At 60.6% G+C, this 11,767-nt stretch carries 11 protein-coding genes; 6 read left to right on the top strand and 5 right to left on the bottom strand.

The features are described from left to right. Positions 1-90: 90 nt before the first annotated feature. From D4A92_RS19505 to D4A92_RS19525, 5 genes are all read right to left on the bottom strand, one after another. Positions 91-1,458 (bottom strand): glutamine synthetase family protein, encoded by a 1,368-nt coding sequence (locus D4A92_RS19505; RefSeq protein WP_203016681.1) that lies wholly within the window; start codon positions 1,456-1,458, stop codon positions 91-93. Positions 1,459-1,543: 85 nt separating this feature from the next. Beyond that, a complete protein-coding gene (locus tag D4A92_RS19510; RefSeq protein ID WP_006728337.1) occupies positions 1,544-2,584 on the bottom strand; it encodes a TRAP transporter substrate-binding protein in 1,041 nt (346 codons plus the stop codon). 105 nt (positions 2,585-2,689) lie between these two features. Then, positions 2,690-4,027, bottom strand: coding sequence for a TRAP transporter large permease (locus D4A92_RS19515; RefSeq protein WP_203020059.1), 1,338 nt, complete (start codon positions 4,025-4,027; stop codon positions 2,690-2,692). A gap of 8 nt (positions 4,028-4,035) precedes the next feature. Further along, entirely contained in the window at positions 4,036-4,545 is a 510-nt protein-coding gene (locus tag D4A92_RS19520) for a TRAP transporter small permease subunit (protein WP_203016683.1), read from the bottom strand. 105 nt (positions 4,546-4,650) lie between these two features. Continuing rightward, the gene (locus tag D4A92_RS19525; protein WP_203016685.1) at positions 4,651-5,421 is read right to left on the bottom strand and encodes an N-formylglutamate amidohydrolase; all 771 of its coding nucleotides are present in this window, start codon (positions 5,419-5,421) and stop codon (positions 4,651-4,653) included. Positions 5,422-5,605: 184 nt separating this feature from the next. Here D4A92_RS19525 and D4A92_RS19530 point away from each other — a divergent pair, with 184 nt between their 5' ends. From D4A92_RS19530 to D4A92_RS19555, 6 genes are all read left to right on the top strand, one after another. Then, positions 5,606-6,475 carry a MurR/RpiR family transcriptional regulator gene (locus D4A92_RS19530; RefSeq protein WP_425959328.1) on the top strand — a complete coding sequence of 290 codons (870 nt, stop codon included), beginning with the start codon at positions 5,606-5,608 and terminating at the stop codon, positions 6,473-6,475. Positions 6,476-6,661: 186 nt separating this feature from the next. After that, entirely contained in the window at positions 6,662-7,720 is a 1,059-nt protein-coding gene (locus D4A92_RS19535; protein ID WP_425959326.1) for an ABC transporter substrate-binding protein, read from the top strand. A 98-nt stretch (positions 7,721-7,818) separates the two neighbouring features. Next, on the top strand, positions 7,819-8,709 hold the full coding sequence (locus tag D4A92_RS19540; protein ID WP_203016691.1) for an ABC transporter permease: 891 nt from the start codon (positions 7,819-7,821) through the stop codon (positions 8,707-8,709). After that, positions 8,706-9,488, top strand: coding sequence for an ABC transporter permease (locus tag D4A92_RS19545; RefSeq protein WP_203016692.1), 783 nt, complete (start codon positions 8,706-8,708; stop codon positions 9,486-9,488). The genes D4A92_RS19540 and D4A92_RS19545 overlap by 4 nt, the downstream gene beginning before the upstream one ends. Before the next feature lie 12 nt (positions 9,489-9,500). After that, a complete protein-coding gene (locus tag D4A92_RS19550) occupies positions 9,501-10,553 on the top strand; it encodes an ABC transporter ATP-binding protein (RefSeq protein ID WP_203016693.1) in 1,053 nt (350 codons plus the stop codon). Between the two features lie 74 nt (positions 10,554-10,627). After that, positions 10,628-11,671 carry a zinc-dependent alcohol dehydrogenase family protein gene (locus D4A92_RS19555; RefSeq protein ID WP_203016694.1) on the top strand — a complete coding sequence of 348 codons (1,044 nt, stop codon included), beginning with the start codon at positions 10,628-10,630 and terminating at the stop codon, positions 11,669-11,671. Positions 11,672-11,767 lie beyond the last annotated feature (96 nt).

Raw genomic sequence — 11,767 nt, forward strand, 5'->3', positions numbered from 1 at the left:
TGTTCTAGAACGAGATGACAGCGGCCGCAGCCGCTGTCCTTGTTTCCACCCTTACGCCGGGGATGGTGGCGGGCTCAAGGCCGCCTTTGGTCACGCGCGCTCGAAGCCGCGCGCCACCTCCCAGTCCGTGATCCGGCGATCGTATTCTTCCTGCTCCCACTCTGCAGCACGAACGTAGTGATCGACAACGTCATCCCCGAAAGCAGCCCGCAGCATGGCCGAGCCACGAAGCGTTTCCGCTGCCGCCCGCAGCGTCCTCGGGATCTCGCGAGCTTCCTTCGCACCATAGGCATCACCTGAGAATTCCGGCTCCAGCGCCATCTTCTTCTCGATACCGTCGATGCCGGCTGCCAGCAGGGCTGCCATGGCAAGATAGGGGTTGAGGTCGGAACCACCCACGCGGCATTCGACGCGGATGCCCTTGCTCGCCTCGCCGCACAAGCGGTAGCCGGCAGTGCGGTTGTCCTTTGACCAGATCGCCTTGGTCGGCGCGAAGGTTCCGGCGACGAAGCGCTTGTAGGAATTGATATAGGGCGCGAGGAAGTAGGTGAAATCGCTGGCATGGGCAAGCAACCCGGCCATGTAGTGCTTCATGGTCTCGGACATGCCGTATTCGCCATTCTTATCGAAGAACAGCGGCGTCTTGCCATCGGCAGACCAGAGAGACTGGTGGATATGCGAGGAAGACCCGGCAGCATTGTAATGCCACTTGGCGAGGAAGGTGATGGCCTTGCCCTTCGACCAGGCAATCTCCTTGCAGCCGTTCTTGATGATCACGTGGCGGTCGGCCATGGTGAGCACGTCGGCATAACGGACATTAATCTCTTCCTGGCCGGCAGACGCCTCGCCCTTGGAATTTTCGACCGGGATACCCGCCCCCTGCAGACCCTTACGGATCGCCCGCATCACGTCCTCTTCCTTGGTCGTCTGGAAGATGTGGTAGTCCTCGTTATAGCCCGAGACCGTCTTCAGGTCGCGATAACCGGAGAGCCGCGCCTCGTCATAGGTCTGGTCAAAGAGGAAGAATTCGAGTTCGGTTGCCATGAAGGCCTTCATGCCCATGGCCTCCAGCCGGGCCACCTGCTTCTTCAGGATGGCGCGCGGCGAATGCGGCACTTCGGCATGGGTGGCGTGGTCGAGCATGTCGCAGAGAACCAGCGCTGTGCCTTCGAGCCAGGGAATGCGGCGAAGGGTCGAAAGATCCGGCTTCATCGTGTAGTCGCCGTAACCCTTTTCCCAGCTGGTCGCCTTGTAGCCGGAGACAGTTTCCATCTCCATGTCGGTGGCGAGCAGGTAGTTGCAGCTATGGGTTTCCTTGTAAGCGCTCTCGACGAAGAACTCCGCCTGGAACCGCTTGCCCATCAATCGGCCCTGCATGTCCACCTGACACGCCAGAACCGTGTCGATGCGCCCGTCTGCGACGTCTTTTTTCAATTCTTCGAATGTGTAAGTGGTCATGTCGGTGTTCCCAGGGCAGCGATTGGCTCATGCCGTCTTGTTTTGTGAAGGCGACCCGGCCGAAACCGGATCGCCAGATCGTGTATCAGCCGTAGCGGTAAGGCTTACCGGCCTTTTCCATATCGGAATTGTACTTCTTCAGGATCTCGACGACCTTGCCGGTGCGCTCGGTCTGCTTGGCGACTTCGTCCCAGAAAACGAGGGCCGCATCTTCGACCGACTTCCATTCGGCATCCGGGATGCTGGTGAGTTCCAGACGGCCACCCTCGGCGCGGAGGCGGGCTTCGCCACCCCAGTACCAGTGGAGACGCTTGTAGTGGGAGGAATCCATGCACATCTGCCACAGGGTCTGGAGGTGCGGAGGGACCTCGTTCCAGCGATCGGCATTGGCAAAGAACGAGCCGCACCAGCCACCCGACACATTGTTGGTCAGGAAGTACTTGGTGACATCGACCCAGCCTGAGGTGAAGACCTCGGTGATGCCAGACCAGGCGATCGCGTCGATTTCACCCGTCTGCATGGCAACCGGCACGTCTTCGAACGGAATGGTGACAGGCACGACGCCGAACTGCGACAGGAACTGGCCGGCTGTCGGGAAGGTGAAGACGCGCAGGCCCTTCAGGTCGTCGAGCTTGGTGATCGGCTTGTTGGTGGCAAAGTTGCACGGATCCCAGGCGCCGGCGGAGAGCCACTTCACGCCCACTTCCGAATAGGCCTGATCCCAGATTTCGGCGAGGCCATATTCGTAGAACAGCGTCGGCACATCGAGGCTGTAGCGCGAGGCGAACGGGAAATAACCACCGAAGACCTTGATATCAACAGGCGAGTTCATCGAGTCGTCGTCCGACTGGACCGCGTCGATGGTGCCGGCCTGCATGGCGCGGAACAGTTCGCCCGTCGGCACGAGCTGGTCGGCCGTGAAGAGCTGGATTTCCATTTCGCCATTGGCCGCCTTGTTGAAGGCGTCTACCGCAGGCCGGATGACGAATTCGGCGAGTGCAGCGCCGGCATAGGTCTGCAGGCGCCAGGTGATCTTGGCGTTCTGCGCCTTGACGTAAGGGGCTGCCAGAACGGCAGGGGTGGCCATGGCGGCCGTCTTCAGGAATGAACGTCTGCTGTTGGTCATTTCGTTTCCCTCTGTTCTTCGTTTCTTTTGAAGCCCGCAGAACCTTGTATCCGGCGGGTAGTCCTGGTGCCGGGCCCGTTTGCCGGGCCTCTTGTCATTCGAACGCTAACCTCTGAGATAGATCTGGCTCGGCAGCCATGTCGCGATCTGCGGGAAGATCATGATGATCACCATGCCGAGCATCATGATCAGAACGAACGGGATCACCGACCGATAGATGTCGATCAGCCTGAATTCGGGTGGTGCCATCGCCTTCATCAGGAAGAGATTGTAGCCGAAGGGCGGGGTCATGTAGGCGATCTGGCAGGTGATCGTGTAGAGCACGCCGTACCAGATGAGTGCGTTGTCGATGCCGAGATCGAGCTTGCCGACGAGCGGAATGTAGAGCGGCGCGACGATGACCAGCATCGCCGTGTCGTCGAGGAATGCTCCCATCACCAGGAACGACAGCTGCATGATGATCAGGATCTGCCATGGTGTGAGGCCGATATCACGCACCAGCAGCGTTTCGATTGCCCTGACGGCACCCAGCCCATCGAAGACGGCGCCAAAGCAGAGAGCGGCGAGGATGATCCACATGAACATGCAGGAAATGCCAAGCGTTTGCTCGAGCACACGGTTCCACACGGCCTTGGAAAGCCGCCCCTTGTACCACGCAGCAAACAGGGCGCCGAGCGCACCGACTGCCGAGCTTTCCACCAGACTGGTGATGCCCATCAGGAACAGGCCCATCATCAGGAAGAAGATGAGGAACGGCAGGATGCCGGCCCTGAGCAGCTTCAGCTTTTCAACCATCGGCATGTCACGCTCTTCCTTGGGAAGGGCCGGACCCAGCGCCGGATTGAGACGGCAGCGGATGATGATGTAGAGGCAGAACATCGTCGCAAGCATCAGTCCGGGGAAGACGCCTGCAAGCCAGAGTTGGCTGACCGGCTGGCGCGCGATCATGCCATAGAGCACCAGCACAACGCTCGGCGGGATCAGGATCCCAAGCGAACTGCCGGCCTGGATGACGCCGGAGACCATGATCTTGTCATAACCCCGGCGCAGCAGTTCCGGCAGCGCGATCGACGCTCCGATTGCCATGCCAGCGACGGAAAGACCATTCATCGCGGAAATCACGACCATCAACCCGATCGTGCCGACGGCAAGACCACCCGGCATGCCGCCAAACCAGACGTGGAAGGCCTTGTAGAGGTCTTCGGCGATACCCGATTCCGACAGCATGTAACCCATGTAGATGAAGAGCGGCAGCGTCAGCAGCGGATACCACTTCATCAGCTTCATGCCGGCGGAGAAGCCCATCTCGAAGCCGCCATTGCCCCAGAGTACGGCGGCCGCGACGACGCCGACGAAGCCGATCGTCGCAAACACGCGCTGCCCGGTCAGCATCGACATCATCATCGACGAAAACATGAGCAGCGCGATCATTTCATAGCTCAGATAGTCGCTCATGCGATCGGCCTCCCCATCGCGACTGCAAGGTCTTTGATGAAGATCGACGTCGCCTGCAGGAAGGTAAGGAAAATACCGACGACCATGACGATCTTGACCGGAGCCATGTAGGGCGACCAGGAGGAGTAGCTGGTTTCGCTGTATTGCAGGGCATAGGATGTGCTCGATACGCCGCCCCAGAGCAGGAAGAACAGATAGACGAAGAGCATCATGATCGTGATCACATCCACGACAGCTTTCGTCTTCGGCGACCAGCGACCGTAGAGCAGATCCATGCGTACGTGACTGTCGAGTTGCAGCGAATAGGCTCCGCCGAGCAAATAATAGCCCGCCATGACGAACTGCGCCATTTCGAGCGTCCAGTGAGCCGGCAGGAACAGGCCTTTAGAAATGGAAGAATAGAGCAGGATGCCCATCAAGACGAAGACGCCATACATGACGATCCGTCCGACGCGTCGATTGAAAGCATCGACGACACGCACATAGGTTTGCAGGGCCTGCGGCATCAATCCACCGCCAGCCCGGACCGCCAGAGCGGTCCTCGTCTCTTCATCTCGTATGCCGGCATCCGTTCCCTCATTGATTTTTGGTTTGCTCAGCGTTTCGAATAGTTATGCGACCCTTTCGAGCGCGCCTGAAATCAAGTCCGCGAGATAGGTGGAGATGGCCTTGAGGCCTGCTTCGTCGCGAACCAGGTCGTTGCGCACCTCGATCATCACATTGGCGAAGCCTTGCGGCAGCGCATGCAGACGCAGCGTATGCGTGACGCCGTCTTCTGGCCCATACGGCGAGTTGCGCTCAACACGGTAAGGACCACCGGCTGCGGCCTCAAGCATGGCATCCGCCAGACGACTGTCCGTATCGTGCAGGATGCCGATCTCGACCTCGCGCGGCTTGCCGAAATAAACCGGCGTAAACGTATGCACGGTGACGATGACGGGCTTGCCGCCCTCCCCGGCGATCCGCGCAATCTCGGCAGCAATCCGGTCGTGGAAGGGAACGTAAAGTGCCGCAGTCCGCGCATAACGCTCAGCCGGACTGAGGTTCAAATTGCCCGGGATCGTGTAGATCTCGCTCTTTTCCGGCATGGCGGCCGGCGACTCCGGCGGACGATTGCAATCATAGACCAGCCTTGAAAAACGCTGATGGACGAGCAGTCCGTCGAGTGCAGTTGAAAGGCGGCGGGCGATCTCAAGAGCACCCGGATCCCAGGCGATATGGCTGGATAGAGCATCCGGCGAAAGACCCAGGTCACCTGCCGATGGCGGCAACACGGCAGATGCGTGCTCGCAGACGAAGACGAGACCGCTCGCCGCTGCCGCATTGTCGACTGCAACCACATCACCGTCCAACGCTGTCAGGATCCCCGACCTCAAGAGCATGCTGATTGTTCCCCGGGGCTCGTTGGCCCAACTTATTTTCGAAGAGAATTCTTCACGGTTAAGCGTCTGTCAATCCGCCACTGAAAAATTCTCTTCAAGGGCCAGTTGACTCAATTGTGACAGCGAGGCTTAATCCTGAAAAAGCCGGCGACAGACTGGCTTGAGGGGAGTCAATCAGTTCTTGATGAATGCGTCGACCACGGTGTCGGACGTGATCCATGCCCATTTCGATGGGCTGACGCGTGCCGAACGGCAGCTGGCAGAAAGCCTGCTGCAGAACTACCCCGTCTCCGGACTGGGCAGCATCACCACCGTTGCCGAAAATGCCCGGGTGTCGACACCGACAGTCGCCCGCATGGTGCAGAAGCTCGGCTACAAGGGCTATCCCGAGTTCCAGGCGCATCTCCACCAGGAACTTGAGGCGACGATCTCAAACCCGATCGCCAAGCACGACCGATGGGCCGCCAACGCTCCCAACCGGCACATCCTCAACCGGTTTGCTGAAGCCGTCATGGCCAATCTGCGCAACTCGCTGGGAGAACTGCGCACGGCGACCTTCGATGAAGCCGCTCGTCTGATCGGGGACCGCCATCGCAGCATTTATTTCGTCGGCGGACGCATCACGGGTGCGCTTGCCGAATACTTCTTCACCCATATGCAGGTCATCCGTCCCCGGACGACCTTGATGTCCTCGAATGCCAGTTCATGGCCGCAGCACGTCCTCAATATGCAGGATGGCGACGTGCTCGTGATCTTCGACATCAGGCGCTACGAGGCGGATCTGACGACGCTCGCGGAGGTCGCGCGCGCCAACGGCGTACAGATTATTGTCTTTACGGACCAGTGGATGTCGCCGGTGGCACAGCATGCGCGCCACTGTTTCAAGCTCCATATCGAGGCACCGTCGGCATGGGACAGCTCCGTCGTGACGCTGTTCGTCGTCGAAGCCCTGATCGAGGCCGTGCAGAGCTCGTCCTGGGACGAGACGCGCGAGCGCATGAACACCCTCGAAGGACTTTTCGAACAGGCACGCCTGTTTAGAAAGCCCCGATGACGCAGACAGACGAAACCGGAGGACATTCAGGATACAGGCCCATACCGATAGACCACGCAAGGCCGATATCCGTCACATAACCATAACAAAGGCCACATAAGTGAACCGCATCGCTTCCAACACAAGAGGAGAACTACAGTGACCACCAATCTTCGCAAATTCCTGTCGCTCACGACCGCGCTGGTCATGACAAGCTCGGCCGTTGCCTATGCCGAGCCGAGCGCCGAGCTGATCGAAGCCGCCAAGAAGGAAGGCATGCTGACCACCATCGCCCTGCCCCACGACTGGTGCGGCTACGGCGAAGTCATCGCCGCCTTCAAGGCGAAGTATCCGGAAATCACCGTCAACGAATTGAACCCGGATGCCGGCTCAGCCGACGAAGTTGAAGCCATCAAGGCCAACAAGGACAACAAGGGCCCGCAGGCTCCTGACGTCGTCGACGTCGGTCTCGCCTTCGGCCCGCAGATGAAGGCTGAAGGCCTTCTGCAGCCCTACAAGGTCTCCACCTGGGACGAAATCCCGGACAACATCAAGGACGCCGAAGGCTACTGGTACGGCGACTACTACGGCGTCATGTCCTTCCTGGTGAACAAGGACCTCGTCGAAAACACCCCGAAGGACTGGGCTGACCTCCTGAAGCCGGAATATGCCGGTCAGGTCGCTCTCGCCGGTGACCCGCGCGCCTCCAACCAGGCCATCCTCGGCGTTCTCGCAGCCGGCATGGCAACGGGCGCAGCTGCTGGCAAGGACGCCGGAGAAGCTGGCCTCAACTACTTCGCCGAAATGAACAAGGCCGGCAACTTCGTGCCTGTTATCGGCAAGTCCGGCACGCTCGCTCAGGGCGCGACCCCGATCGTCGTCATGTGGGACTACAACGCGCTCGCTGCTCGTGACACGCTCGCCGGCAACCCGCCGGTCGAAGTCGTCGTTCCGGACAAGGGCGTTCTCGCTGGCGTCTACGTTCAGGGCATCTCGGCCTATGCACCGCACCCGAATGCAGCGAAGCTCTGGATGGAGCACCTGTACTCCGACGAAGGTCAGCTCGGCTGGCTGAAGGGTTACTGCCACCCGGCCCGCTTCAACGCGATGGTCAAGGCCGGCAAGGTTCCGCAGGACCTGCTCGACGCCCTGCCGCCGGCTGAATCCTATGAAAAGGCCTACTTCCCGACGCTCGAAGAAGTCGACGCAAACAAGGCTGCCGTCACGGCTGGCTGGGACAGCGTCGTCGGCGCCAACGTTCAGTAAGTTGAGACCTTGATGTGCCGCCCCGATCTTTTCTAAGGTCGGGGCGGCGCTCGCATTTTAAGAAGATCCGTCGAAACGCGGACAGAGGGGCAGATCGAATGTCGACAGAGGCGGTGAGCCCGGGCCATCAGGCACGGCCACGAACGAAACTTCCACTTCACTGGCTCGGGGTCTTGCCCTTTGCAGCCTTCGTGATTCTCTTCCTGATCATGCCGACGATGAAGATCGTCATCGGCGCCTTTCAGCGTCCGGACGGCTCGTTCACCTTCGACAATGTGCTTGGCCTGTTCACCCCTTCGATCATGGCCGCCTACTGGATCTCCATCAAGATCAGCCTCGCCTCGGCCATTCTCGGCTGCCTGATCGGCTTCGGCGTGGCCGCCGCCGTCATCCTCGGCGGACTGCCTGCCTGGATCCGCAGCCCGCTGCTGACATTTTCCGGTGTTGCCTCCAACTTCGCCGGCGTGCCGCTTGCCTTCGCCTTCCTTGCAACGCTCGGCCCCGTCGGCATGTTGACCGTCTTCCTCAAGACCCAGCTCGGCATCGATCTGCGCCTTCTCGGCTTCAATCTCCTGTCGTTCTGGGGACTGACGATCACCTATCTCTTCTTCCAGATCCCGCTGATGATCCTGATCATCGCGCCGGCACTCGACGGCCTGAAGCGCGAATGGCGTGAGGCGGCCTCGATCCTCGGCGCGACCAATGCACAATACTGGCGGCTCGTGGCATTCCCGATCCTTTTGCCCTCGATCCTTGGCACTGTGGCCCTGCTTTTCGCAAATGCGTTCGGCGCCGTCGCAACCGCGATCGCACTGACCGGCTCTTCGCTGAATATCGTGCCGATCCTGCTCTTCGCCCAGATCCGCGGCGACGTGCTGGGCGACCCCCATCTCGGCTACGCGCTCGCCTTTGGCATGATCGTCGTCACCGGAATTGCCAATGGCCTCTACATCTGGCTGCGCGCCCGCAGCGAAAGGTGGATGAAATGAAACGTCTCTGGGCTTGGGCCGCGCTGATCTTCGGCCTTCTCTATTTCATCCTGCCCCTCATTGGCATGACGAACTTCTCCCTGAAGATGCGTCGCGGCGAGTATTCCTTCGATGCCTACGCCAAGGTTCTGGCCGATCCGCGCTTCCAGGAGACCTTTAGCTATTCTGTGACGATGGCGCTGACGACCATCATCTTCGGGGTATTCCTGATCGTTCCGACGGCCTACTGGGTGCGGCTGAAAATGCCGGGCCTTCGCCCCTACATCGAATTCGTCACGCTGCTGCCGCTCGTCATCCCGGCGATCGTCGTCGTCTTCGGCTATATCAGGCTCTACAACACCTCAAGCTGGCTACCGCTGACCGGCTCCTCGATGGGCACGAACATGCTGCTGATGTTCGGTTATGCCACGCTCGGTCTGCCCTACATGTACCGGGCAGTTGATACGGGCTTGAGAACCATCGACGTCGCCACCCTGACGGAGGCAGCCCAAAGCCTCGGCGCGGGCTGGGCCACGATCATCGGCCGTATCATCCTGCCGAATGTCTCTGTCGCCGTCATGTCGGGCGCCTTCGTCACCTTCGCCATCGTCATGGGCGAATTCACGATGGCCGCCCTTCTGAACAAGCCGGCCTTCGGACCCTACATGCAGCTGCTCGGCGCCAACCGCGCCTATGAGCCGGCCGCCCTCGCCGTGATCGCCTTCGGCATCACCTGGGCATGCCTCGGCCTGATGCAGCTCGTCTCCCGCCTCCAGAAAACAGCCCCCCGCCAGGCTTGAGGACATCAATTCATGAGCTTTCTAACCCTGAACCACCTCAAGAAATCCTTCGGCGCAACCCAGGTCGTGCACGACTTCAACATGGCGATCGACAAGGGCGAGTTCATCTCCTTCCTTGGGCCCTCCGGCTGCGGCAAGACCACCGTGCTGCGCATGGTGGCCGGTTTCGAGACCCCGTCGGCCGGCTCCATCGTCGTTGATGGCAAGGACCAGACCAACTTGAAGCCGAACCAGCGCAATATTGGCATGGTCTTTCAGGCCTATGCGCTGTTTCCCAACATGAATGTCTTCGACAACGTCGCCTTTGGCCTGAAGATTGCCGGCATGTCGAAAGCCGATATCGAAACACGCGTGAAGGAGATGCTCTCCCTCATTCACCTCGAACATCTGGCTGAGCGCTATCCCTACCAGCTGTCGGGCGGACAGCAGCAGCGCGTCGCACTCGCCCGCGCGCTTGCCCCCAAACCCCAGGTCCTGCTCCTCGACGAACCGCTTTCGGCGCTCGACGCCAAGATCCGTGTTTCACTGCGCGAAGAGATCCGCCAGATCCAGCAGAAGCTTGGCATCACCACCGTCTTCGTTACCCATGACCAGGAAGAGGCGCTGTCGATCTCTGACCGGATCGTCGTCATGAATGCAGGCAAGGCCGACCAGATCGGCACGCCCTTCGAGATCTACAACCGTCCCACGACCCGCTTCGTCGCCTCCTTCGTCGGCACGCTCAACGTGCTCGACGCCGTCGTTGCAGATCAGGGCGCCGGCTTGGTCAAGATCGGCGACAAGATGCTCACCATCAAGGAGGCGATTTCGTCCGCGAACGGCCAGACAATCCAGCTCGCCATGCGACCGGAAGCCGGCACGCTCTCAGGCGCGGATGAAGCCACGGTGCATGGGCAGGTGACATCGAGCCAGTTCCTCGGCTCCGTCATCCGCACACGCATCGATGTCGCCGGAAAGACGCTCTCCTTCGACACCTTCAACGACCCCGGCATTAAACCGCCTGTTGTCGGCGATACCGTCGGCGTGAAAATCGACCCCTCCGCCTTGATCGTGCTCGCCGACTGAGGCAAACCACGTCCAAAGGCAAACGTGTCGGAATGCCGTCCGCAAGGGCGGCATTCGCATCTGAAGGATATCCCATGCGGGCGATGTATTTTGAAGCATTCGGTGCAACACCGGAGATCCGCACGCTACCCGATCCGACGCCGACCAATGCCGGCGTCGTCATCTCCGTGAAGGCAACGGGCCTCTGCCGCAGCGACTGGCACGGCTGGATGGGCCACGATCCCGATATCCGACTTCCCCACGTCCCCGGCCATGAACTGGCCGGCACGATCGCGGCTGTCGGCCGTGACGTGCGCCGCTTCAAGGTCGGCGATCGTGTAACGGTGCCCTTCGTTTCCGGCTGCGGCCACTGCATGGAATGCCGCTCCGGCAACCAGCAGGTTTGCGAAGAGCAATTCCAGCCCGGCTTTACCCATTGGGGCTCGTTCGCCGAATATGTGGCCATCGACTATGCCGACCAGAACCTCGTGCATCTGCCGACTGAGATCAGCTACGAGACGGCGGCCAGCCTTGGCTGCCGCTTTGCCACCTCCTTCCGGGCGGTGGTCGACCAGGGACGTCTGCAGGGCGGTGAATGGCTGGCAGTCCATGGTTGCGGCGGTGTCGGCCTCTCGGCGATCATGATCGGTGCTGCGCTCGGCGCCAATGTCGTCGCCATCGACATCGCCGAGGACAAGCTGGCGCTGGCCAAGGCGCTGGGAGCATCCGTTGCCATCGACAGCCGTTCGGTCGCCGATGTCTCCGAAGCAGTGCGTGACGTGACCGGTGGCGGTGCGCATGTCTCGGTCGATGCGCTCGGCCATCCCCAGACCTGCTGCAACTCGATCCTCAACCTTCGCCGGCGCGGCCGCCATGTTCAGGTCGGCCTGATGCTCGCCGAGCATGCGACGCCGGCGATCCCCATGGCACGCGTCATTGCCCACGAGCTCGAAATCTATGGCAGCCACGGCATGCAGTCCTGGCGTTACGATGCCATGCTCCGCATGATCCTGTCGGGCAAGCTCTCTCCGGACCGCCTGATCGGCCGCCGCATCACCCTCACGGAAGCGGCACCGGCGCTCGCAACCATGGACAGCTTCCGCGAAAACGGCATCAGCATCATCGACCGCATGGTTTGAGGACTGCCCGCGCAATCACGTTTCGCCATATGGTGTGATAGCGTTAACCCGTTTGTGGTGAACTTCGGCTGCACGAAACCGGCAACGGATCGAGAG

Source organism: Rhizobium rosettiformans (genome assembly GCF_016806065.1).
Taxonomy (GTDB): domain Bacteria; phylum Pseudomonadota; class Alphaproteobacteria; order Rhizobiales; family Rhizobiaceae; genus Allorhizobium.